Below are 23,976 nucleotides of genomic sequence, written 5' to 3'. Positions count from 1 at the left end.
TTTTGTGCGCCGTGCCAGCTTTCAGCTTCGAAGGTTAGCTGAGGCGGAACCTTCTCGCGCCGCCTCAGCTAACCTTGAGCCTTCGTGGCCCTACGAGGCCTTCATGAGGACCAGAGCCTGATGAGCGCTGACGCTCACGCTGGTGCCGTTGATGGAGCCGTTTGCCTCGGGGGTAGCGCTCGTCCAGCCTCCCGTCAGTCCGAGCTCGGTGGTAGCGGTGGTGTCCCCGCTGTTGAGGACAACCAGGGCGCGCTCTCCGTTTGCAGCGACAAGCTCGAACGCTTTGAGGGTCCCGGAGCCGGTTGGGCGTTCGATGGTTTCGATTGGCTTTGCATCCTTCGCCCGTGGCTGGAGCAAGACCGTGTGGTCTGTTCCGGCAGGCTGGCCAAGCTGCAGCCACTGCTGGTTCTCTTGCGGCCAGTCACCGGAGACTTTGCCCTTGTCGAGGCCGACCGAGGGCTGCGCCGATCCGAGGAGGTGGACATCCAGATCCACTCCCTGATAACCGTGGGCCGTAAGCAACCCGGGGGCCTGGTCTATTGACGTGGTCAGCGTGTGCAGGTTGAACCGGCTCGGTGAGGAGGACTTGATGCGGTCCCAGACGAGGAAGGCGCCGAATCCGCCCTTGAGCTGGATCATGTTCCGTTGGTAGTCGGTTGCACCCGGCGTGGCACCGCCGGTTTGGACCAGGTCGAGCTTGTCCGAGTAGTAGCGGACAGGTGTTTCCACAGACGGGGCCGTACCCTGCCAGGCGCCGGCGGCTTGGAACTGGACAACGTTGTGGGCCGCTGCACTGTTGAACCAGACGTTGTCGCCGTTGAAGTAGCCTCCAACGCCCGAGTCCAGGGCAAGCGGTACGGACTTGCCCCAGAGGGAGAAGCCGGTGCGGTCATCGTGGTTGTGGCCCAGGGGCCGGGGGGTGTTGGACATGATCAGGTAGCTCTCGTCGGCTGTTCCTACCTTGTCGCGCAGGATGTCGTACCCGACGCTCTTGATCGCGGACGAGGACAGGGCCGGGTCTTTGGAGGGCAGGGCGGGGTCGGTGTTGAGCAGTGGCGGCAGTGCCCAGGGGTTGGCGCCGGTGTCGGCCATCGGTGACCCTGCCCGGTTCCAGGTCCACTGCATGGCGGCGGAAAGCTCCGGGTCGGAATCCTTGTACAGGGCAGCGTTCCAGCCGAGGATCCGGTAGGGCTTTTCGTTGTAGTCAGCGTCGCCGATCGCGGGCATCAGGACGGTTCCCGGGGCCTTGGTGTTGGTCGAATCGATGGGAGTCTGGATGTTCACGAGGAAGGAGAACATCTTTTTCAGCTTGTCGTTGTTGACCAGGTCTACTCCGCCGGCCCGTTTGAGGGCCTGCGCAAACGGCACGAGCCTCACCAGCGGGGCGGCGTGGTAGCGGATGGTTTCGGGGAAGGCCCCGTCCTCCCCGACGACTGTCTCCAGGGTCCATTCAACTTCGCCCTGGGCGTGGGCCCGGTACGTGGCCGATGAGGTCAGGTTCGGGAGGGCCATGCTGACAAGACCGACGCCGATGGCCCGGTCAAGATTCCAGTTCGAGATCCTGCCTGCTTCGGTGGAGCGGTCATAGTAGGTCAGGTTCATCTGGGTGTCCTGCATCCAGCCGAGCCGGTCAGTTAGCCAGGCGCGGTCGGTGGCGCTCATGGATTTGGAGTTGATGACGAGGTCCAGGGCCTGGGCAAAACCTCCCATGGCGCGGCCGAAGTGTACGGCCCCGTAGCCATCCTCACCGTTGGGCTTGCCCCCGGTGGTGAGGGCGTAGTTCATACCCCAAATGGATTCACCAATGAGGTACTTGAGTCCAAGGATCGCCTTTTGGGCAGCTTCTTCGTCCCCGGTTACGAGGTACACGTTGGCGCTTGCCTGCGTTGCCTCAAACAGTGGTGAATCCCACCGGGTGTGCGTGTCCCAGTTGTAGGCAGGTGCCTTGTAGGCTGGCCCGACTGGTGCCCCGGCGTCATTCGTGTATGAGACGCTCCACGTGAGCCCGGCACCTTCAATGAGTCCACGCTGGCTGATCGTGGCACCAAGGGAGTAGCGCGCCCCTGCTGTTGCCGGAAGGTCCTGGTTCAAGGACACAGTGGCCTTGTCCGCGGGGGAAGCCCCGGTGTATTTGAGGGATGCGGCTCCGGCTGCGGCCCAATCGCTGGTCTTGCTGACCTCAGCACCCGCCGTTGTCGCAGTCCAGGGGCTGACGCCTGAGCCGAATTCCTCGAAACTGTTGTCCGGAATTGTCACGGGCTGACCGTTGGCCAAGGACGTGAGGGTGATGGCATCGACCATGGTCGATCCTTTACCCTCAACGTTGAAGGACAAGCGCATCTTGGTGGCGCCGGCCGGGACCGTGTAGATGTTGCTTTGACCCCTGTGTGGGTTGGCCAAGTACGCCGGGTCCTTCAGCTGTTCAACAGTCCATTTTTGGGACAACGCGAGCTGGCGCTGGTACTCCTCGCCAACGACGCCTGTTTTGACGCGGTCCTGCAGAGCCTTGACCCCAGACTTGTCCAGCAGCAGTGACGGTCGGGCAATTGTCTGGGCGTCCTGGTTGACGACGGTGCTACGGATAAGAGAGATGTCATCGAACCAGGCCTGGCCTTTGCCCGTGAGCCGAACGAATGCGCGCGCCTCGGTTGCTGCCGCGGGAGGAAAGCCCTGCAGGCCGCTGGCATGCCATCCCGTAGCGCCACTCACGGGTTGTGTCAGCTGTTCGCTGAGCGTGACGCCGTTGGCGTCCAGGTACTTCAGCCCGGCGGTGGCCGTGCCGTTGGCCAAGTCCGTCTTCACTCCGGCGGAGAAGTCATAACCGGCAAGCCGCTCGATCGGGATGGGCGAGGACTCCAGAACCGACTGGTCGCCTTCCGACTTATTGATGAGAGTCAGGGAATTTTGCCCGGTCTGGGCAGTTCCCGAATCCGTACCGGCTGTATTTCCCTCGGCAACGCCAGATACCGTCGTTTGCTTCGCGATGGTGATGTCATCAAACCACGCGGTCCCGCCGTTGTAGAGCCGGTAGTCGATGCGGACCGAGGCGGCACCGGCCGGTGCTGCCAATACTGACTCAACATAGGTCCAGTCCGAGGAGGACACAGTGTTCTGGATGATCCGGTCGCCACCGACCGTTTGGCCGTTGGCGTTACGGAAAATCACCAAGGGCCGGATGTCACCAGGGGCCGCGTCCTGTCCTTTGATCCAGAATCCGAACTTGTAAGTGCCTGGAGAGATCGGGACATAGTTGACCTGCTGCCAGTCACCGATGCCCCCTGGGACGCCATCAATGCGCAGTGATTTTGTGCCAGTGTGGGCTACCGCTTTGTCCCAAACCATCGTGGCTTTGGCTGCGGAGTAATTAAACGTCTTCCAGTTTTCCGGGCTAGTTGTCCCTGATTCTGCTGACGGGTTCGGGACTGATACAGGGGTCCATTGAACTGATGCCGGGGACCAACCGGCCGGCGCCGTCTGGCCACTATCGGTAGCAGTTTCTGCCCCTCCATCAGGCACCAGTTCCCGCTGCTGACGGACGTCGGGGGAAATGTCATCGACATCCACGGCGGCGGCTCCCAAGACGTGAATCGAGACCTGCACGTCCTTCGCGTCAGCTGGGGTGGCGGCTGTCAGGGATATCTCGGACCAGGCTCCTGGCTTCATCGCCGTAGGGGCGGAAACCTGCTGGCCTACTTCATCACCATTCGCCGCTGTGAACCGGACCCGAAGTTCAACCCTCGGTGACCCTTCCCCTGGCCGCACCAGCGCACGGTAGTAAACAACGTCAGAAGTCTTCTTCAGCTTCACGGCGGGGGAGGTGAGCACCGTCGCGTCAGTTTCAGAGACAGAGTTGATTCTGGCACCTGATTTTCCCGTGCGTGCCGAAGTCGTGCCAGTAGAGGCCGTCCCCGGTCCGCTCTGGCTCCAGCCCCCGGGCAGAGACGGCGACGTTCCTTCCTCAAAGGTTGCTCCTGGGAACGTAAACCCTTGCGAGGTGTCGGTTGAAGGTGCCTGAGGAAATGCTGCGGCTGCGCCCCCGGCAGTCGCAGTCGCGACAAGCAGGGAAAGTGCGAGGGCAGCCCCGACCGGGCGGCAAATTGCTGGGTCTTTCAAAGGTGAACCCCTTCGTTCGTCATATTCGAAGCAGTAATAGGGCAGGGGAAAGGCAGCAGCCAATACGAGACCTGCATCACTGATATCGATATCAGAGTAAGGTAACCTGGCCCTTCCCGCAATAGATGCTCAGCAGCGAGGTACGAGTATTGGGCAGGGACGAACTTCTAGCGTTGGAATTGGATAACGAACCAACGCCAAGAGAAGACGTTCGCTAGGGGAGTCTTCGCCAAAAGGCCAAGTAGGTATGCACTCTTGGTTCTAAGCCGGCGCGGCCATGCTTGGCTTGGTTTCGGGCGGCCGGTTCATGCAGGCGACAGGGCGCATTGAAAAGGGGCCGTACACTGTGGTGAAATCGATATCAAAAGTCGGGCACCAGCACTTTGCCGAAAACCAATAGACACAGCCGGCCAAGTGAGGCCGGGCAGGAGGCAGACATGACCCAGGCATTTCAAAACATCCGACGCGTATCTGCCACCGACGTGACGTCGCGTGACAATCTGCTGGGCTCAGCAGTTGAAAGTCTCATCCCGGGTGCACTCGAACTCAAGCACGGCATCAAGGTAACCAGGATTCAACCAGGCGACTACATCGTAGAAACCACCCCTGAAGTCCCGTGTGGTTACACAGTCTGTGCGCCCGACGCTAGCAGAGCATGACGCTACCCTTCAGATGCGCGTTTCCCGGGGAATAGGAGCGATAGCGGCCCTCATGCCTTGGCGTCAGAATAGTGCGCAACACAGTTTTACTGACAGTGGCTCATGATGTTCTTAGATCCCACCCTGACAGTCGGGGGAAGGAAACAGGGCTGCGGAAGCTTGGAATGGTCGATATAGCCCAATGAATTTGGACCTGTTGACGGCGGTTAGGACGCAACGGGTGGCTATGTCAGGTGTTGTGACTGGGTCGCGGCATAGGAGAACAAGGAGAAGCCACGTCTGCAGAACAAGGACGCCCACGTCAGCCGGTTCTGGCGTCAGGTTTGGGTGTACCTCTGGCTTACGCACTTCCACCCCCCGGACGTGGAGGCCCCTATGCCAAGCGGGCATTATGGGCGGGACGGGAAGACCTCTTAGTCGTTGGCTGTGTGGTAGCCACCAAACTAAGAGGTCTTCACTTATTCACTATGAAACGAACGTCCTGACCCGTACAGCTAGTGCGCGATCAGCTCAGGGGTGATTACCCCTCACTTCTGCATTCCAGGCTAACCAGCGAGACCGTGCGCAGCCGTGCTTGGGGACACGGTCGCGGCCGTGAGGACGGCCGTCTCCCGCTCACTCTGCTGCACCTCGTCGAGTTCCTTGAGCGTGTACTTTTTGGTTTCCTTGGCGGTGAGGGCTGAGATTCCTGCCAGGACCATGAACCCGAGCGCAACCATGGACGGCCCAACCCAATCCTTCAGATCGGGCCCAGCGAGTGCTGTTGAGAGAACGGGGCCGATGACGCCCGAGATGGCGAAGCCGATCTGGGTCCCAAGGGCGAGTCCGGAGACGCGCAGCCGGCCGGGGAACATCTCGGCGAAGAACGCGGGCCAGGACGCGTTGACCATTGAGTAGAAGAGGGAGTAGTTGATGATGCCGAACAGGAAGATCAGCGACCAGTTGCCGGTCGTGATTGACCACAGGTAGGGCACCATCGTGAGACCTGCGCCGCCCGTTGCGATGAGGAACATCGTTTTGCGGCCGATCTTGTCCACAAGGAATCCTGCCAGGGGCGTGATTCCGAGGGCGATCACTGCCGAGACGGTGGTCGTCAGGAGCATGGTCGGCTTATCCAGCTTGTACCCGGCGGTCCCGAAGGCTACCGAGAAGGTTTGCATCATGTAGCTCGTGCCCGCGATGAGCGCACAGAATACGATCCGCAGCACCGCGCGCCAGTGGAAGCGCAGAAGGTGCCTGAGGGGGGCGACGTTCACCCTGGCGGCCTGGACCTTTACGAACTCGGGTGGCTCCTGGATGTGGCGGCGGATCAGGTATGCAGCGACGACTACGACGGCTGAGGCCCAGAACGGAAGCCGCCAACCCCAGCTCAGCAACTGCTCCGAGGGCATAGCGGCGATCGGGATGAAGACCAGCAGGGTGAGCAGCGTGCCGGAGGAGGAGCCCAACGTGGTGAAGCTCGCGAGGAACCCGCGTCGGCCCTCGGAAGCATGCTCCAGGCTCATGGTGATGGCACTGGGCTGCTCGCCGGAAAGGCACAGTCCTTGGATGACGCGGATCAGCACGAGCAGGATCGGAGCAAGAGGACCGATTTGGGCGTACGTGGGCAGGCAGCCGATCAGGAAGGTGCAGCCGCCGATGCCGAACAGTGTGATCATCATGACGAATTTGCGGCCGTGGCGGTCACCCATCGGCCCCAGGATAAGAGAGCCGAGGGGGCGTACCGCGTAGCCGACCGCAAAGGTGATCATGGCGAGCAGCACGCTGATGCCCTGGGGTAGCTCGGGCGAGAAGAAGAGGACATTAAGAACCAGCGCCGACGAGGTGCCATACACCGCGAAGTCGTAATACTCCAACGTCGTGCCGATCCAGGCCGCGATTGCGGCCCTGACCGGGGTCTTCCTGGGAAGTGTGGTTTCTGTCATTTCGTCTCCATTGGCGATGGGTGAACGGTGCCTAGCGGTACACGTGGGCTGGGATGGAGATCTCGAGTGAGAGCATCCTATTGGTCCTGTTGCGGGCTCTCAGGTGCGAAATCGTGTCTTTGTACGGCTTTGCGGATTGGCCCCAGACATCACGTTAACGTTTGCGGCGCGGGTCACACAAAGACAGCTTTTCTGTCCCTACATAGCGATTTCCTATGGAGGATTTCGAAAGTTGGGAGACGTTGGACAACCGGAAGCTCGACGCGGAACGGGGACGCGGCGGACGTGTCCCTCTAACCCGGGGGGTAAGTGGCCTGCACACCCGGGTGCGGTGGCGGGCGAGCACCTCAGTGCTCGGGCCCCATGAGGGCCAAGACTCTACTGGCATTCAGCGGCCATTTGGGCAGCCCTCCCGTGAGGACTGCGTTGGCCTTGGATTGGCTCGCGCCCTCGGTCACGTACTCGCCTGACGCGAAGGGCAACCGGCTGTGCCAGGAGTTCCGCTGTGATCCGGTTGATGGCGGGGAATTGTTCGTCAGCGCCGATGAGGACGATGCCTAGGCTGGCCGAGGCACACAGTCCTCTATCCCAGGGTGGAAGGCGACTGGCAGCGGATCGGCCGTGATGGATCATCCTGGCTAGGCCACACGCAATCCCACGCCCCTGGTCATCTTGCGGATCTCGTCGGACTTCAGACCGCTTGCCCCGGCAAGTTGGTAGTCGTCCAGCAGCCGGGATTTCCTGGCCATGGCCAGTACCTGCGTACGTTCCACTTCCGCGGCGCTCCGGGCGCCTTCGGCCACCGCCAGCTCCGAGGCTAATCCTGCAATGAGGTGAAGATGACTGCTCCGGCTTTGGTCTGACGGATACAGGTCCCCGCGGGCAACTGCGATCGACCGGATATTGGCGGCAGGCAGGCCGGCGGCCTGTGCGAGGGCGGCAACCTTCACGCCGTCACACATTGCCTGGGCAACGCAGTCACCCAGCTCGGCGGTGAGGGCACGCACCCGGCTGGACCGGAGCGCGATGGTCGTCCGCAGCTGGGCCAGCGTGGCCAGGGCTTGTTGGGCGCGGGCAGTGGCGGGGTCTGCCTTTGGCGCGCCCCGGTACCGGTAGGCGGTCCTGCCCGTCCCGGTGTCGGCTGTACGCGGAAGTATCCGTTCCTGAATCTCTCTACCGGGCACCTCTGCTCCTTGTCTCCGTGGTGTATCAATGTCAGCGGGCTTACGGACGGTAGGGCACCTTTCCCGCGGTTCGCCCCGCAGGCCTGAAACGAACGTCGCGGGGGCTGGCGCTGTGCAGGCTTTGGGTCCGGTGTCCACCCTGCAGGTTACGCCGCCGGCAAGCCGGGAAGGCCATACCGAAAGTGCGTGGAGCAATACGCGGAAGCTCTGCCTGCTCCTGTCATAAGGGCTGCTTATCCGTCCACGCACTTTAGGTCTTATCCAAGAGGGCCGCTCCTTCCCTAGGCTCGAATGAACCACCCCTCGTACGCTCCGGAACCCTGGAAGAGACCATGCCTGAATTCGTGCCAGCATCACGCGTAACCCGTATCAAGTCCTCACCCAGCGTTGCCGCGGCGGCCCGTGTCCGGGAGCTCAAGACCGAGGGCCGCCGGATCCTGGACCTGACGGTCGGAGAGCCGGATTTTGATACACCTCAGCACATCAAGGACGCTGCCATCGCAGCCATCGCCCGGGGTGAAACCAAGTACACGTCGGTGACCGGGACGCCCGAATTGCAAAAGGCCATCCTGCATACGCTGCAGCGCAAAACCGGCCAGCAGTACAAGCCGGGTGAGATCACCATCGGCGGAGGCGGCAAGCAGGTCATCTTCACCGCATTCATGGCAACCCTGAACCAGGGCGACGAGGTTGTCATCCCCGCCCCTTACTGGGTCTCCTACCCGGATATGGTGCTCGCCAACGAAGGAACCCCCGTCATTGTCTCCTGCGGCGAGGATACTGGCTTCAAACTCACCCCTGGTGCCCTAGCTGGGGCACTGACGGAGCGCACCAAGTGGGTCATCCTCAACACGCCCTCCAACCCCACAGGAGCTGTGTACTCCCGTGAGGAACTGGCCGGCCTGGCCGCCGTCCTCAAGGACCACCCTGCCGTCTACGTCCTCACTGATGAGATCTACGACGAGATCCACTTCGGCGAAGAGCACATCACCAGCCTGGTGGCCGTTGCCCCTGAGCTCAAGGAGCGTGTGCTGGTCACCAATGGCGTTTCGAAGGCCTACGCCATGACCGGATGGCGGCTGGGCTATGCCGGTGGGCCACGGCCCCTGGTGGCTGCCATCAACAAGCTGCAGTCCCAGATGTCCTCCTGCCCGTCCTCCATCAGTCAGGCTGCCGCTGCCGCGGCTCTCACCGGAGACCAGGGATTTGTCCGAGACAGCGTGGAGGTTTACCGGGAGCGACGCGACGCTGCAGTTGCTGGCTTGAACGCAATCGAAGGTCTGCGGTGCGCGACGCCGGAAGGCGCCTTTTACGCGTACGTCAACTGCGCCGGGGTCATCGGCAAAACGGCGCCCGGAGGCCAGCAGATCACCAACGACGAAGACTTCACCCTCTACTTGCTGGAAGCCGCCTCGGTGGCCGTCATCCAGGGCTCTGCCTACGGCGTGGGCCCCTACTTCCGGATCTCCTACGCCACCGGCCTGCCGGTGATCGAGGAATCCATCACTGCCATCGAAAAGGCCGTCCAGGCATTGTCCTGATTCCCGACCAAGCCCACCCCTTCTTAACATCAGGAGCACCCCATGATCCATGTCAAAACGAAATTCGACCGGCCCTCAGCGGACGCCATCCAGCGCCTCTCCAAGTTCTCCTCGGCCACAGTGCACGAAGCACAGGGGCGCAAAGGTGCCCTGAGCTCGAAGATCAAGCCTATCGACCGCAGCATGTCCTTCTGCGGCCCCGCCGTCACCGTGGTCTGTGCGCCACGGGACAACCTGATGCTCCAGGTGGCCATCCATTACGCCCAGAAGGGGGACGTTGTCCTGGTAGCAGCCGGCGAGTACGAGGAAGCCGGGACGTTCGGTGACGTGCTCGGCAACGCCATGAAGGCGAAAGGCCTGGCCGGTATGGTCACGGATTCCGGTGTCCGCGACACCAAGGACCTGATCGAACTCGGCCTGCCCGTGTTCTCCGGCAACGTCTGCATCAAGGGAACCGTGAAGGAAACCATTGGCCCCATCAACCATCCCCTGGTGTTCGGTGATGAGATTGTCTACCCCGGCGATGTCCTGCTGGGTGACGCCGACGGGGTGGTTGTCGTCCGCAAGGACGAGATCGAGGAAGTCATCCAACTGTCCCAAGCCCGCGTGGACGCGGAGGACGACCTCATCCGCCGCTACAAGGACGGTGGCACCACCATCGAGTTGTGCAAACTGACGGACGTGCTCAAGGCCAAGGGCCTGCTGGTGGAGGACGCCGAACTGGAGCCAGCCCTGTAGTCACCCCTCGCATTGATTGCTTGGTACTTGTCGTTTTGACCCCTTCCTTATAACGGTGCAAGCACTCAGCATTCGACACGGTTAAGCCAAGAGGCCCGGCGTTCCTTTCGGAACTCCGGGCCTTGCCTCTTGCCGCTTAAAGTCGATGAGCCGATCAGTTCATGCCGGGGAGCAGGTGCGCGGGCGGTCCCACCTGCGCGTCGTCCAAGTACCACATGGTGGAGCCGCGCCTGCCCGGGGGCATCATGCTTCCCTCGAACACGAAGACGGGCTCGGTGGCCGGCCCGTCCTCGGGACGCCAAAAACCGTTGGTGGGGCAGTGTGATCCGGTGCTGGCTTTCAGCTGGATTCTTCTTTCAGCTGTCTTCCGGTACTGCGGGCTGGTGATCTTCTTCATGGCTGGGCTCCAGGGGAATGTGTTGCCGCGGTATCGCCTTCGGCGAAACCTTTATGGCTTTTATCCTAGAACTTACGCAATTCCCTGAATAAGACTAAAGCGGCGTGACCTGATAAGCCCTGCTTATGATGCCTCGAGCGGTTCCGTGGAGAGCGGGGAATATTTACTCCGGAGCATTTCCCGCAGCATTTCCTTGAGTACCAGCAGGACGGCGGACGCGGCTTCCGACAAAGGCTCGTGGTCGGGCGTGCACAACGCAATCCTGCACTGCAGTGCAGGCTCGATGATCCTCAGGACCCGGAAGTCCTCCTCGTGGAACAGGGCATCCGCCGCTGACTTGGGCAGGATGGTCGCACCGAGATCCGTGCGCAGCAGCCGGGTGAGGGAGGGGACCGATTCCACCTCGCCCACCAGCTTCAGCTTCAGGCCCCTGCTGTCAATGCCCGCCTGAACCACCTGCCGAAGGGTGTGGATCTGTTCCGGCAGGAAGAGTCCTACAGCTGCCACCCCGTCCAGGGTGATGGTGTCCGCGTCCGCTGCTACCGGGAGCTCCCGCCGGGAGTTCACAATCAGGTACAGGTCCTCGACGATGAGGGTGGTGAACTGCACCCCCCGGATGGGCCCTGGTTCATAGATAAGTGCCATGTCCAACCGGCCGTTCTTAATGGCCTCACTGAGCACGCCGCCGTAAATCTCGGTCAAATGCAGCACGATGTCCGGGTAGCGCCGTCCCACTTCACGGATAATCCGCGGAGCGAGGCTTGAGGCCATGCTGTAGGGGGCGATCGCTATGGACACGCGGCCCGAAGGCGCCGCTCCTGAAGCTGCCACATCGATCCTGGCCTGCTCCACGAGCCGCAGGATGGTCTGCGCGTGCCGGTACAGGGTATGACCGGCCGCTGTGGGCTCCACCCCTTGCTTGCTCCGGATCAGGAGCCGCTGTTTCAGCTCCGTCTCCAGGGCGGACACCTGCTGGCTCAGCGCGGGCTGGGCCACGTGGAGGGCGGCTGCCGCCTTGGTGATGCTTCCTGAGTCGACGATCTTGACGAAGTACGCCAGCTTCCGGGTGTCCATAGAGCTCCTCTTTCAGCGGGGACGGCACAGCAGGCGGGTCATACGTTGGCGCTATGGCGGGACAGGCATTACGTCTTTGTGTGATCCGAGTCTCGGGCATAGGTTAGTTGCAGATGACTTTCCAATGACCAGAACATTCTATCCCCGCCTGGCCATCGCCAATTTTGATGGCGGTATATGTTTTTTGCATAAGCAGGGAAAGAGTTTATTGGGTTTTACAATTACGAAATTCTTTGGGCCAGCGTCAATAGCGCCGGCGAAGGTCATAACTGTTCCCTATAGGGAGATACCGCATTCGTCTTTGTGTGGCTCAAATTCCGATGCCACACTGATTTAACCCCGCAGTACCAGCAGAGGAAGGCCCGTAATGCCCACAGTCGATCTCGTAGCGGATCTTGGTGAAGGTTTTGGCGCCTACTCGATCGGTGACGACAATGCCCTGCTGGAGATCGTGTCCAGCGCCAACATCGCCTGCGGCTTCCACGCAGGGGACCCTGACATCATGGACGCCACGGTGGCTGAATGTGTCAGGACGGGAGTCAGTATCGGCGCCCATCCGAGCTTCCCGGATCTCCGCGGCTTCGGCCGCCGGGCCATGGACCTCACAGCTGACGAAGTCCGCACCGACGTCATCTACCAGCTGGGAGCCCTGTCAGCGTTTGCCGCCTACCATGGCGGTTCCGTCTCCCACCTTGCCCCGCATGGCCGCTTGGGCAACCTGGTGGCAACGCGGGCCGATTATGCGGGAGCCGTAGCGGATGCCGCCGCCCGGGTGGATCCCGCCCTGATCATCCTGGCCCAGGATGGTGAACTCGCCATCGCTGCGGCAGAGCGCGGCCTGCGGGTGGCGATCGTCGGCATCGCGGACCGCGCCTACCAGGATGACGGCACACTGGTGCCGCGCAGCCAGCCCGGCGCCGTGATCCATGACCCCGCCGTCATCATCGAGCGCACTGTGCGGATGGTCTGTGAAGGACTCATCGAAGCAGTCTCTGGCAGGGACATCGCCATCCAGGCAGACACGGTGCTGCTGCATGGTGACAACCCTGGCGCCGTCGACCTGGCCCGCCTGATTCGCAGCGAACTCATTGCCGTGGGCGTCACCATCGCCCCGTTGGCAGAGGTGCTCGACGCAAAGCAGAAGGTGTCCAAACAATGACAGCGACGACAACGCCAACAGCGCTGGATATTTTCGAATCCGGAGACGCCGCCCTGCGGGTGGTGGCACGGTCCGGTGATGCGGAAGCGAACTGGGCCACGGTCCACTCTCTGGCTGGCTGGCTGGCCACGGCCGGCGTCGACGGCATTTACGGCGCCGTTCCCACCTACGACTCGGTCCTGGTGGAATTCGACCCCTACGTCACCTCAGCGCGGCAGGTCCGGGCATTCGTCCTCCTGGGAATGCGCCAGCTGGACTTCACCGGCCCCGCTACGCGGGAACCGCGCCGCTTCGAAGTTCCCGTGGTTTACGGCGGGGAATACGGGCCCGACCTGGAACGCGTGGCGGACCACCAGGGCCTGGATGTTGAGGACGTGATTGCCAGGCACACCGCAAAGACCTACGTCATCCGTTGCCTCGGGGCGCCGGCAGGTTCTCCGATGATGGATGGGCCGGACTTCCCGGTCCCGGTGCCGCGTCTCAAGGACCCGCGGCTGTCCGTTCCCGCGGGCGCGGTGTCAGTTGCCGGCCGCCAGGCAGTGATCGCGCCCGCAGTGGCTCCGGGTGGCTGGTGCGTCATCGGGCAGACCCCTTTAACAGTCCTGGACGCGGCACGCGAACCTCTGGTGCCCTATGTTCCGGGTGACGAACTGCGCTTCTATAGGATCCCTGCAGGGGACTTCGAAAACTTCACGGGGAAGTTCCTGGAGGCCCGGCCATGACCGGTTCACTGATCATCCTGCAGCCTGGCCACTCCGTGGTCACCGACCTCGGCCGGACGAAGGGCCCCGCCTACGGCCTCCCGGTCAACGGCGCCCTGGACCAATTCTCGGCCAAGGCCGCGAACATCCTTGCCGGCAACGAAGACAACGACCCCCTGCTGGAACTCACTGCCCTGGACTTCCGGATGCGCGCCACCACCGACCTGCTGATCGCCGTCACCGGGGCGCCCATGGACCTCACGGTGGGTGGACGCGACTGCCCCCAGTGGGAACCGGTATCCGTCCGGGCCGGCGAAGTCGTGGCCGTACGGGGAATCCGGACCGGACTGCGCACCTACATCGCCGTCCACGGATCCTTCACAGTCCCCAGCTTGCTGGGCAGCTGCGCCCCTGACACCGTGGTGGCCTTCGGGTTGAAGCTCGTGGAGGGCTTCCGCCTGGAAACACGGAAGACCACCGCGCCCATCACCCAGCCACACTTTGGCCTGCCGCTGTTCCGGCTCGGCCTCACCAAACCCGCCTTCACCACCAACCCGGTCATCGATGTCACCGACGGGCCTGACGTGGCGGAATTCGGGGACACGGCCGACCTGCTGTTCACCACGCAGTACACAGTGAGCCCCCGCAGCAACCACATCGGGCTCCGGCTCGGTGGTGCTCTGCCCGAGCGCCAGCTCACCTCCGAAGTGCTCTCCCGGGGCGTTCCGGTCGGGGCCATCGAGGTCCCGTCCCGGGAGGAGCTGCTGGTGCTGCACCGGGGACGAGGCGTGACGGCCGGTTATCCGGTCCTGGCGGTAGTCACGAGCCGCTCCCTGGACGTCCTGGCGCAAGCCAGGCCCGGACACACCGTCACCTTCAGAAAGACAACCGTGGCTGAAGCAACAGCCATGCACCGGAGGGCCTGCCTGGAACTGGACAGGCTCCGGAGCACCATCCAAACGGTCTTTGGTCTGCTCGGGATTGGCGCCGGCCAGCGCTGGTACGAACTCAGCCCAGCGTCAGGAGCCTGAACATCATGAATGCTTTTCCCGCCGCCAAGGACCGCGCGCACGAACCGCTGCGCGATCCCTAACCCCTGCCAACCCAGGGCTCCTACGTCCAGCCCATTGCCGGACGCAAGAGTCCGCCCGAATTCCACCACTTTGGAGTACCAATGCCTTTTTCCGACTACACCACCGCCCTCGTCACCGGTGCATCCACCGGCATGGGCGCCGCCATCGCCGAGCGGCTGGCCAAGCGCGGCCTCACCGTCCACGCGGTGGCCCGCAATGAGGAACGCCTCGCTGAACTGGCGGACCGTACGGGAGTAGTCCCGCACGTGGTGGACCTGACCGATACCGCCGCCCTGGCCGCCGTCGTCAATGACCTGAAAGTGGACGTCCTGGTCAATTGCGCGGGCGTCTCCCGGCCCGGCAACATCCTGGATTCCTCCGAGCAGGACATCGACGAACTTATTGACGTGAACCTCCGCGGGCTGCTGCAGCTCACCCGGCTGGTCCTGCCCGGCATGGTGGAACGGGACCTCGGCCACGTGGTCAACATCAGCTCCATCGCCGGTATCTACAACTTCTACGGCCACACCGTCTACCACGCCACTAAGGCCGCGGTGCACCAGATCTCCCGGCAGCTCCGAAACGACACCGTGGGCAAGCGCATCCGCGTTACCGAAATCTGCCCGGGCCGGGTGGAAACCGAGATCTTCGGCCGCAACATGGGCGGCAGCCCCGAGGCCATGAAAGAAGCCTGGCAAACGTACTACGAAGGCTACGAGTCGCTCACCACCGACGACATCGTCAACGCCCTGGACTACGCCATCGAAACCCCGCGCCACGTCAACGTGGGCATGCTGGAACTCATGCCCACCTTCCAGGTCCCCGGCGGCCTCACCTTCGACCGCCGCGGGGACTCCGACTAAAGCCGCCCCGCGACGCCCAAACCCGAGCAACTACCTTCCCACCGCCCAACCGATAGGCAGTCCAGATGCAATTAGTACGAACCGTTAGTTTCCCCGAACCCCAGCTCCTGGTTGACCTCTCGCCACTCCCCGAAGGACTACGGGGCGTGGTGTGGGACATGAAGGACGAACCGGGGGAGGAGCTGGGTGGCATCGACGGCGTCATCCTGCCGTACATCGACGCCGGAGCAGTGCTGGGTTCGCTGGGCAAGGTCCCGGACCTTAAATTCGTGCAGACGCAGTCAACAGGGTACGACGGCGTCTGCGAGGCCGCCGGTCCGGCCGCCGCAGTGGCAAACGCCTCGGGCGTCCATGCAGCTGCCACCGCTGAGCTGGCCGTGGGCCTCATCCTTGCCAAGCTGCGGGGCATCGACCAGGCCGTCAAGGACCAGCAGATTGAAAGCTGGAAACCGCAGCGCCGCCAGTCCCTGGCCGACCGCAAGGTCCTGCTGCTGGGCATCGGCGGGATCGGCAAGGAACTCGCCCGCCGGCTCGAGCCTTTCGAAGTTACGCTGACCCGGGTGGGAAGCGCGGCCCGCACGGACGCGGATGGTCAGGTCCACGGCCCGGAGGATCTGGTGGCCCTCGCCGCGGACCACGACATCCTGGTCTCCGTCCTGCCCCTGAACGAGAACACTCACCACCTGGTGGGCCGGGAAGTCCTGGCCGCCCTGCCCGACGGAGCCCTGGTGGTGAATGTGGGCCGCGGTGCTGTCATCAGCACCGAGGCCCTGACCCGGGAAGTGGTGTCTGGCCGCCTCCAGTGCGCCATCGACGTGGTCGATCCTGAGCCGCTGCCCGCCGGCCACCCGCTGTGGTCCGCGGAGAACGCCCTCATCACCCCGCACGTGGGCGGCAACGCCTCGGCCTTTGAGCCCCGGATCCTGAAACTCCTGAAGCAGCAGCTCGAGGCGCTGGCCGCCGGCCAAACCCCGGCCAACCTTGTCCAGCAGGGCCCGTTCTAAGGGCGGCCGCTACCTGATGCAGGCCGCCACACGAAACGACAAGATAGAGGAAGTAACCAGGACATGACAGGGCTTTTTGATCTCACGGGGCGCGTAGCCTTGGTCACCGGTTCGAGCAGGGGCATCGGTTCTGCGCTTGCCAAGGCACTGGCCGACGCCGGAGCAACCGTAGTGCTCAACGGCGTCAACGAGGAACGGCTCAAGGACGCAGCCGCTGCCATGGCGGCGGATTTCCCGCCTGGCCGGATCCACAGCATTGCCTTCGACGTGACCGACGACGGCGCTGCCGCCCGCAGCATCCGCTGGATTGAAGAGAACGTCGGCCCGCTGGAGATCCTGGTCAACAACGCCGGGATCCAGCACCGCGTCCCGATGCTGGACCTGGACGTGGCGGACTGGGAACGCGTCCTCTCCACGGACCTGACCAGCGCCTTCCTGGTGGGCCGCGAAGCTGCCCGGCACATGATCGAACGGGGCAGGGGCAAGATCATCAACATCTGCTCTGTCCAGACCGACCTGGCTCGGCCCACTATCGCCCCCTACATCGCGGCAAAGGGAGGCCTGCGGAACCTTACCCGCGCCATGACCGCCGAATGGGCGGCCTCAGGGCTGCAGATCAACGCCGTTGCGCCGGGCTACATCCACACCGAAATGACCCAGAACCTGGTCGATGATGAGGAATTCAACGCCTGGATCCTCGGCAGGACCCCTGCCCACCGCTGGGGCACCGTGGAGGACCTGGCCGGACCGGTGGTGTGGCTGGCCTCGGACGGCTCCAACTTCGTGAACGGACAGACCATTTTCATCGATGGCGGAATGACGGTGGTGGTCTGATGGCCCTGATTACAGACCTGGCAACCGATCCGGACACGCTGCCGGCCACGGGTCCGGCGCTGGTCGCCCACGGCGCCGGTGACCTGCGGATCGACGAGGTCCCGCTGCCCCGACCCGCATCCGATGAAGCTGTAGTGGAGGTGGTGTACGGGGGGATCTGCGGGTCGGACCTTCATAATTGGCTGCATGGCGCGGCGGGGGAGTCCATTCTGAAGGCGCCGCTGGTCCTGGGCCACGAAATTTCCGGGACCGTGGTCCGGGCCGCAGTCAATGGTGCGGGCCCGCCGGTGGGGACCGCCGTCGCGGTGCATCCGGCCACTCCGGGTCCGGGCTCGGCCCGGTATCCGGCGGACCGGCCCAACCTCTCACCAGGCTGCACGTACCTGGGCAGTGCTGCCCGTTATCCGCACACGGACGGGGCGTTCAGCAGGTACGTGAACCTGCCGGTGCGGATGCTGCGGCGCCTGCCGGAGGGCATGGACCTGCGCACCGCGGCCCTGATCGAGCCGGCCTCCGTGGCCTGGCATGCTGTCTCCCGGGCCGGCGATGTCCGTGGGAAGACCGCGCTGGTGGTCGGTTCCGGACCCATCGGCGCCCTCGCCGTCGCCGTCCTGAAACGCGCAGGCGCCGCCCGGATCACGGCCGTGGACCTGCATGCCAAGCCCCTGGACATCGCCACTGCCGTCGGCGCGGACCAGGTAATCAACGCCGCGGACACCGCAGCGATCGCCGCCGTGGAGGCCGACGTCGTGATTGAGTCCTCCGGGAACCACCATGGTCTCGCTTCCGCCATCAACGGCGCGGTACGCGGCGGAACAGTGGTGATGGTCGGGCTGCTGCCGACCGGCATGCAGCCGGTGCCCATCTCACTGGCCATCACCCGCGAACTGGACCTCAAAGGCTCATTCCGGTTCAACGACGAAATAGACCAGGTGATCTCCGCCCTCGCCGACGGCTCCCTCCACATCGACCCCGTCATCACCCACCAATTCCCACTCACCGAAGCCCTGCACGCCTTCGAGGTCGCCAAAGACTCCACAACCTCCGGCAAAGTCCTCCTCAGCTTCGGCAGACCGCGGGATGCCCAGTGAGCGGGCATCTGCCTCCCCTGGTAGTGATGGGAGTGTCCGGCTGCGGAAAGTCCACCGTCGGCGCCCTCCTGGGCCAGCGACTGGGCATGCCGTTCTTTGACGGGGATGATTTCCACCCTGCAGCCAACAAGCAAAAGATGGCCGCCGGGGTTCCGCTGACGGACACGGACCGGGAGCCGTGGCTTGCCCGGCTAGGGCAGTTGCTTGCAGGGAAGGACGACGGCGGCACCGGAGTCCCGCCGATTGTTGCCTGCTCCGCGCTGAAGCGCCGGTACAGAGATCTGTTGCGCGGCTATGCACCGGATGTTGTCTTCGTCCACCTCGCGGGCACTGCGGCAACAATCGGCGCACGGATGGACGCCCGTTCCCACGAGTTCATGCCGCGCGCACTGCTGGACTCCCAATTCGCCGCACTGGAGGACTTGGAGGCAGACGAGGCCCATGTGCTGGGCGATATCACCCAGCCCCTGGACGTCCTGGCCGAGATGCTCGAGCTGAACCTGAAGCCCGCGGATGCAGTCACGACTGGGGCCGAAGGTGACGCTTCCGGAAGTCCTCTAACTGCGTGAAGTAGGAGAGGGTTCCTCCCGGGCTCAAGCCGCGGAACCCGCGCCACAGGAGGGCTCTTCTAAAGCAGCCAGGGGTTCTGGGGTCTGAAGGACTCCAGTTGAGGTCCGCCAAGCCGCTGTCCGACCTCTAGACGATATGTAGCAGGAGGTGCCGGGGCCCCGGGCGAGCCCTCTCGGGTGCCTGGTCCTTCTGATGGCCATTGTCGCCGGACCATTTCCGGAGCGTCCAGCTTTTGTGCGTCCGTCCCGAGGGTGGTGGATGGTGGGACGCTCCGGAGCCTGTCCCGGCGTTGATGGCCTCTGTCTGAAGGCCCAGGAAGTGTGGCTTCGTGGGCTGAAAACTCCTTTTCAAAGCAAGGCGTAGGTTGCCTGCCGCACTTGGCGGACAGGTAGAGCCACATTTGAAATTTGGAGGTTCCAGCTATGTTCGAGCGTACAAGTGTCGGCTTGGATGAGCATGCCCGCACCGTTGTCTCATGCGCGTTGGACGCCCAGACCGGCGAAATCATTCCGCACCGAATGACACCGGATTATGGCCTTGCCCGGACCGGGGTAGTAGGCGAGGTGGTCAAGTGTCAGGTCGCCGTCCGCGTCGAGTGCCTCGCCGTGTGTGAGCACGATGCGAGTGCCGTCGGGACCGAGCCTCCGCAGTCGGACGGCCGTTGAGGATTTTCCCGAAATCCACGACCTGTCGTCCCGAGGGAAGTCAGCGCACGGAGACGGGCCGGTATTCCTCCTTTGCCCGAACCGGTGGGGCAGGTGACCAGCTCAAGCGTGCGACGTCCGTAGTGAGCGGGTCGTTCGAGGCGGCCACCGCCAGCCAAACCTCTTGCCCGATCCGACGCGGGTCGGTGTGCTGTCCGTCCATGAGGTCAGCGGTGACGATACATCCGGTTGCGACCTCCCACTGCAAGTCAGTTGTGATGCGTTCGCGTCCCGCTTGTCCATCGAGCTCCAGGGAGGCCACGAGTGCGATCTGCGTGCTGAAGTTGTCCGGGACGCGGCTCGTGCGTGGAACTGGCTGGGCCGCTTCATTCTCTTCATTGGAATCTCATTCACCACGTCGTGCACGTCCTTCTTCTACGCCCAGCGCCTGGGCCTTCCGGTCGCCCAGGTAGTGACAGTGGTGGCGACCGTTTCAGGTCTCAGCGTGCTCGGTGCAATGGGCGGTTCCCTGACCGGCGGATGGCCTTCGGACCGGTTCCGGCGCCGGCGCCCGTTCATTTTCCTTGGCGGCCGTGTATGCCGCAGCCGCTGTAGTGCTCGCCCTGTCGTGAAGCATGCCAATGCTCCTCGTTGGCGGCTTTCTCAACACGTGCGGGATCGCAATGTTCTCAGCAGTGAACGAGGCAATGGTTCTGGACATATTGCCGGACCGTGAGAATCAAGCGGGACGGTTCATGGCGATCAACACCTTTTCCCAGAAAATCCCCAGCGCCCTGGGACCGGTCGGCGCGCCACTGATCCTGGCCGCAGACCAACAGGCTAACTACGCAGCACTGTATCCATCAGCCGCAGGACTGCACTGGCAGGAGGGTTGCTTATCGCGACAAAGGTCAGAGGAGTGCGGTAAACCTCGCGGAACTGTCGCGCCACCAGGCCGTGGGCGCGGGAATACCGTGCCGGGGATTCCGCGCAGGCGGTCAAAATTGGGAGATCAACTCGTCGAGCCTCGGCTTGGCCTCCATGCTGCGTTGACCACTCAAGCGGCGGAAGGCTTCCGAAACCTCATTAACGAGGTTGAAGGACGGGTCCACGAGCCACTGCCCCTGCAAGCCGCTCCATACCGCGAGCAATTGGCGCCCTACGGACCGTGGATGGACGTCGGGGCGGGCCAGCCCCGCTTCCTGCCAGCGCTGAACCAGGCGTGAGAATCCAGAGATCGCCCTCTCGTTGTGCTTCAACACCTGCATAACGCGTTCGGCTTCCTGAACTAAGGTCTTGTCCTTGCTTGACGCCGCTTCCGTTGGTGGGTGAGTTGTGCCGCAGCCGGCGAGCGTAACGCTCAGGAGAAAGGCAGCCGCCAGGGCCAAAACGCGTGGTTTAGGCGAGAAACGGCTCATCGCGATGCACCAGCCGTTTTGCTGAGCAGCAGGTCCTCATCCAGTCCTAGGGTCAGGAGGTCAGCCATGTCGCCTTGACGCCATTCCTTGAGGAGGCGGTGGAAGGCGACGGGGCCGGGACTGTAGGAGGCGCCGGCGATGGAGCGGGTTCCTTCGCCGTTGTAGTAGCCGGGGGTGCATTCGGCCTGGAAGGCCCGGTTGTCGATGGCGGTTTCGTGGACGGTACGCACCCAGGTTTCCTCGGCTTCGGCGGTAGCTTCGATGAAGCGTGCCCCGACGGCCCGGCCGCGTCCGATCACGGCTGCGATGTGTTCTGCCTGTTCGAGGAGGATGTGCGCAAAGTTGACCGAGTTTGCGTTCTGGATGCCGCTGAGGTGGAACAGGTTGGGGAAGCCGTGGGAGGAGAAACCGTGCAGTGTGCGCGGGCCACGGGACCAGGCTTCGCGCAAAGTTCGTCCGTCTCGGCCGGTGACCGGCAGGGTGCCGGACATGACCCCGGAGATGCCGACCTCGAATCCGGTGGCGAAGATGACGCAGTCCACCTCGTATTCGGTGTCGCCAACGACGATAGACGTCTCGGTCATCCGGGTGATGCCGCCGGTGTCCGCGGTGTCGACGAGCGTGACTTTGGGTCGGTTGAAGGTTTGCAGGTAGGTGTCGCTGAAACCGGGGCGTTTGCACATGTAGCGGTACCAGGGCTTGAGCGCTTCCGCCGTTGCGGAATCCTCAACGATCTCGTCAACCCGGGCGCGTAGGCGGTTCATCGTTAGGAAGTCGTCGATCTCGTCAAGCCGTTCCCGTTCCTCGGGCGGGAGCGTGGTGTCCACGGCGCCGGAGAGTATTTTCCGCTGCAGGTTGGTGGTGGCGGTCCAGCCGTCTTGGACCAGGCTTTCAGTGACAGGTTCGCCGGCGAGGACGGCGAGGAAGTTCTCCATCCGTTCACGCTGCCACCCGGGCTTCAGGCTCGCGGCCCATTCCGGATCGGTGGGAAGGTTGTCCCGAACGTCGACGGTGGAGGGTGTGCGCTGGAAGACGATGAGTTCCTGTGCGTCGGCGCCCACGTGGGGGACTACCTGCAGGCCTGTGGCCCCGGTCCCGACGACGGCGACTCGTTTGTCGGCGAGTCCGGTGAGGTCGCCGTCGGGGGTTCCGCCGGTGTAGTTGTAGTCCCAGCGGCTGGTGTGGAAGGTGTGGCCCCGGAAGGTTTCGATGCCGGGGATGCCGGGAAGTTTCGCTTGGGTCAGCGTCCCGGAGGAGGTCACCACGAACCGGGCTCGGAAGCGGTCCGCACGGTCGGTTTCCACAACCCACTCGTTCGCTTCCTCATCCCAGTCCAGCCGCGTGGCGCGGGTCTGGAAGAGTGCGTCCTGGTAGAGGTCGAAACGCTTGGCAATGGCGATGGCGTGCTGGCGGATTTCCTCGCCGGGTGCGTAACGCCACTTCGGGACGTAACCGACCTCTTCAAGCAGCGGCAAGTAGACGTAGGATTCGATGTCGCAGTGAATACCGGGGTAGCGGTTCCAGTACCAGGTCCCCCCGACGTCACCCGCTTCGTCCATCAACCGGACCGAGTCCAGGCCTTGTTCGCGGAGGCGGGATGCGGTCAGCAGGCCGCCGAAGCCGGCGCCGATGACCAAGACTTCGACCCGGTCGGCTTTGGGCTCCCGCTCGGTCCGCGGCGTGTAGGGGTCCTTGGCGTAGTAGCCGAACTCGCCTGCGGTACGCCGGTACTGTCGTGTGCCATCCGGACGGATGCGGCGGTCGCGCTCGTGGCGGTACTTTGCGCGCAGGGCTTCGATGTCCAGGTCCTTCTCAGAGCGCCTGGATGAGGTTGGCTGGCTATGTGAGGTCATAGTGGTCTGTTCCTGTGCAGGTAAGGGGTCGGAAGGTGGGTGCCGTGGTGCGGAACGGATGGTCGGCTACTGGACGGACCAACCGCCGTCGGAGGCGAGGACGATGCCGTTGACGTTCGTGGAGTCGTCACTGAGCAGCCAGGTGATCGAGGCGGCCATCTGGTCGGCGTCGACGACGGGCGGGATGAGGGCCATGAAGGGGCTGAGGCGGTCGCGGGCGAAGGGCGAGGACATCGTGCCCTCGATCCCGGTGGCGGTGGGGCCGGGGGCGACGGCGTTCGTGCGGATGCCGGAAGGCCCGTAAAGGAAGGCGGAGCTCTTGGTGATGCCGACGACGGCGTGCTTTGACGCGGTGTATGCGGTGCCTGCGGCGTTGCCCCGGAGGGACGCTTCAGAGGCGACGTTGACGATGGAGCCGCGGCCTTGGGCGAGCATGGCAGGGAGCACTGCGCGGCTGAGGGCGAAGGTGCCGTCAACATTGACAGAGAAGACCCGCCGCCAGAGTTCATCCTCTGTTTCGTGCAGCGGCATCATGCCGTCCATGATTCCGGCGACATTGGCCAGGCCGTGTACGGTCCCGTCCACGGCGGCGAGGATGGCCTCCCGTCCTTCAGCGGAGGTAATGTCTGCTGGGACGGCGACAACTGTCCCGTCTACAGAACTGGTGGTGAGGTCGTCGAGCCGGTCGGCAGCGAGGTCCACGGCGATGACGCGGCCGCCTTCACTGAGGATTCGACGGGCCGTTGCGCGGCCGATGCCGGAGCCGGCACCGGTGACGATCACGGTTTTCCCCGTAAAGCGGGCGTTCGCTGCCGGCGCGACGGACTCATCGGTTTCCTCGGCGGGTATCACACCGCCATTGGCCTGCTTCACGAGGGTGTCCACCAGCTTCTGGGGAAACCGTCCCTGCCCGAGCTCGACCAGGGCGCGGAGACTGAGTTGGCGGGCAGGGCGCAGGTCTTCTTCAGTCTGTCCTCCATGGGCGAGAACGCCGCGGAGGATGGGCCCGCCGACGATGTCATCCAGCCATTCCTGAACGGTGTTTTTGGAAGTGAGGGGTGTTGTGCCCATGGTGCGTAACTCCTTTGTTGGTTGGTGGCTTATATTCAGCTTTGCCGTTTCCGTGCTGCCGGTC

The 23,976-nt window shown here is 63.5% G+C and carries 18 protein-coding genes and 1 pseudogene; 11 read left to right on the top strand and 8 right to left on the bottom strand.

The genetic code is table 11. The features are described from left to right. Nucleotides 1–90: 90 nt before the first annotated feature. The 3 genes from QFZ57_RS20945 to QFZ57_RS20935 all read right to left on the bottom strand — a co-directional run bounded on the left by QFZ57_RS20945 (nucleotide 91) and on the right by QFZ57_RS20935 (nucleotide 7,881). Nucleotides 91–3,342 (bottom strand): heparinase II/III domain-containing protein, encoded by a 3,252-nt coding sequence (locus QFZ57_RS20945; protein ID WP_306901832.1) that lies wholly within the window; start codon nucleotides 3,340–3,342, stop codon nucleotides 91–93. 1,975 nt (nucleotides 3,343–5,317) lie between these two features. Continuing rightward, nucleotides 5,318–6,697 carry an MFS transporter gene (locus QFZ57_RS20940; RefSeq protein ID WP_306901831.1) on the bottom strand — a complete coding sequence of 460 codons (1,380 nt, stop codon included), beginning with the start codon at nucleotides 6,695–6,697 and terminating at the stop codon, nucleotides 5,318–5,320. A gap of 638 nt (nucleotides 6,698–7,335) precedes the next feature. Then, nucleotides 7,336–7,881 carry a hypothetical protein gene (locus QFZ57_RS20935; RefSeq protein ID WP_306901830.1) on the bottom strand — a complete coding sequence of 182 codons (546 nt, stop codon included), beginning with the start codon at nucleotides 7,879–7,881 and terminating at the stop codon, nucleotides 7,336–7,338. A 332-nt stretch (nucleotides 7,882–8,213) separates the two neighbouring features. Between QFZ57_RS20935 and QFZ57_RS20930 the strand changes: the two genes are divergently transcribed. Both QFZ57_RS20930 and QFZ57_RS20925 read left to right on the top strand, forming a co-directional pair. Then, complete coding sequence (locus tag QFZ57_RS20930) at nucleotides 8,214–9,422, top strand: aspartate transaminase (RefSeq protein ID WP_306901829.1); 1,209 nt, start codon at nucleotides 8,214–8,216, stop codon at nucleotides 9,420–9,422. 42 nt (nucleotides 9,423–9,464) lie between these two features. Beyond that, a complete protein-coding gene (locus tag QFZ57_RS20925) occupies nucleotides 9,465–10,160 on the top strand; it encodes a 4-carboxy-4-hydroxy-2-oxoadipate aldolase/oxaloacetate decarboxylase (protein ID WP_306901828.1) in 696 nt (231 codons plus the stop codon). Nucleotides 10,161–10,314: 154 nt separating this feature from the next. On the opposite strand, the gene QFZ57_RS20920 is transcribed toward QFZ57_RS20925, so the two are convergent. Together QFZ57_RS20920 and nac are read right to left on the bottom strand one after the other, a co-directional pair. After that, nucleotides 10,315–10,557 (bottom strand): hypothetical protein, encoded by a 243-nt coding sequence (locus tag QFZ57_RS20920; RefSeq protein ID WP_306901827.1) that lies wholly within the window; start codon nucleotides 10,555–10,557, stop codon nucleotides 10,315–10,317. Between the two features lie 123 nt (nucleotides 10,558–10,680). Next, entirely contained in the window at nucleotides 10,681–11,631 is a 951-nt protein-coding gene (gene nac, locus QFZ57_RS20915) for a nitrogen assimilation transcriptional regulator NAC (protein WP_306901826.1), read from the bottom strand. Between the two features lie 367 nt (nucleotides 11,632–11,998). Here nac and QFZ57_RS20910 point away from each other — a divergent pair, with 367 nt between their 5' ends. From QFZ57_RS20910 to QFZ57_RS21680, 9 genes and pseudogenes are all read left to right on the top strand, one after another. Continuing rightward, on the top strand, nucleotides 11,999–12,790 hold the full coding sequence (locus tag QFZ57_RS20910) for a LamB/YcsF family protein (protein ID WP_306901825.1): 792 nt from the start codon (nucleotides 11,999–12,001) through the stop codon (nucleotides 12,788–12,790). After that, complete coding sequence (locus QFZ57_RS20905) at nucleotides 12,787–13,512, top strand: 5-oxoprolinase subunit B family protein (RefSeq protein ID WP_306901824.1); 726 nt, start codon at nucleotides 12,787–12,789, stop codon at nucleotides 13,510–13,512. The genes QFZ57_RS20910 and QFZ57_RS20905 overlap by 4 nt, the downstream gene beginning before the upstream one ends. Beyond that, complete coding sequence (locus tag QFZ57_RS20900) at nucleotides 13,509–14,522, top strand: biotin-dependent carboxyltransferase family protein (protein ID WP_306901823.1); 1,014 nt, start codon at nucleotides 13,509–13,511, stop codon at nucleotides 14,520–14,522. The genes QFZ57_RS20905 and QFZ57_RS20900 overlap by 4 nt, the downstream gene beginning before the upstream one ends. 143 nt (nucleotides 14,523–14,665) lie before the next feature. Beyond that, nucleotides 14,666–15,427: an SDR family oxidoreductase gene (locus QFZ57_RS20895; protein WP_306901822.1), complete on the top strand. Its 762-nt coding sequence runs from the start codon at nucleotides 14,666–14,668 to the stop codon at nucleotides 15,425–15,427. Nucleotides 15,428–15,492: 65 nt separating this feature from the next. Continuing rightward, nucleotides 15,493–16,431: a 2-hydroxyacid dehydrogenase gene (locus QFZ57_RS20890; protein WP_306901821.1), complete on the top strand. Its 939-nt coding sequence runs from the start codon at nucleotides 15,493–15,495 to the stop codon at nucleotides 16,429–16,431. Between the two features lie 63 nt (nucleotides 16,432–16,494). After that, a complete protein-coding gene (locus QFZ57_RS20885) occupies nucleotides 16,495–17,265 on the top strand; it encodes an SDR family oxidoreductase (protein WP_306901820.1) in 771 nt (256 codons plus the stop codon). Beyond that, nucleotides 17,265–18,356, top strand: a complete 1,092-nt coding sequence (locus QFZ57_RS20880; protein WP_306901819.1) for an L-idonate 5-dehydrogenase — start codon at nucleotides 17,265–17,267, stop codon at nucleotides 18,354–18,356. Before QFZ57_RS20885 ends, QFZ57_RS20880 begins: the two co-directional genes overlap by 1 nt. Beyond that, nucleotides 18,353–18,925: a gluconokinase gene (locus QFZ57_RS20875; RefSeq protein WP_306901818.1), complete on the top strand. Its 573-nt coding sequence runs from the start codon at nucleotides 18,353–18,355 to the stop codon at nucleotides 18,923–18,925. Before QFZ57_RS20880 ends, QFZ57_RS20875 begins: the two co-directional genes overlap by 4 nt. Nucleotides 18,926–19,348: 423 nt before the next feature. Then, nucleotides 19,349–19,462 (top strand): annotated as a pseudogene (locus tag QFZ57_RS21680) (IS110 family transposase); the annotation flags it as partial. Between the two features lie 1,106 nt (nucleotides 19,463–20,568). On the opposite strand, the gene QFZ57_RS20865 reads toward QFZ57_RS21680, so the two are convergent. From QFZ57_RS20865 to QFZ57_RS20855, 3 genes are all read right to left on the bottom strand, one after another. Further along, nucleotides 20,569–20,988 carry a hypothetical protein gene (locus QFZ57_RS20865; RefSeq protein ID WP_306901816.1) on the bottom strand — a complete coding sequence of 140 codons (420 nt, stop codon included), beginning with the start codon at nucleotides 20,986–20,988 and terminating at the stop codon, nucleotides 20,569–20,571. Beyond that, nucleotides 20,985–22,841: a flavin-containing monooxygenase gene (locus tag QFZ57_RS20860; RefSeq protein WP_306901814.1), complete on the bottom strand. Its 1,857-nt coding sequence runs from the start codon at nucleotides 22,839–22,841 to the stop codon at nucleotides 20,985–20,987. Before QFZ57_RS20860 ends, QFZ57_RS20865 begins: the two co-directional genes overlap by 4 nt. A 66-nt stretch (nucleotides 22,842–22,907) precedes the next feature. Further along, the gene (locus tag QFZ57_RS20855) at nucleotides 22,908–23,912 is read right to left on the bottom strand and encodes an SDR family NAD(P)-dependent oxidoreductase (protein WP_306901813.1); all 1,005 of its coding nucleotides are present in this window, start codon (nucleotides 23,910–23,912) and stop codon (nucleotides 22,908–22,910) included. Between the last annotated feature and the right edge of the window lie 64 nt (nucleotides 23,913–23,976).

This window comes from Arthrobacter sp. B1I2 (assembly GCF_030816485.1).
GTDB lineage: Bacteria > Actinomycetota > Actinomycetes > Actinomycetales > Micrococcaceae > Arthrobacter.
Note: the sequence above shows the minus strand (reverse complement) of the source record. Positions and strands in the feature narration are given on the sequence as shown.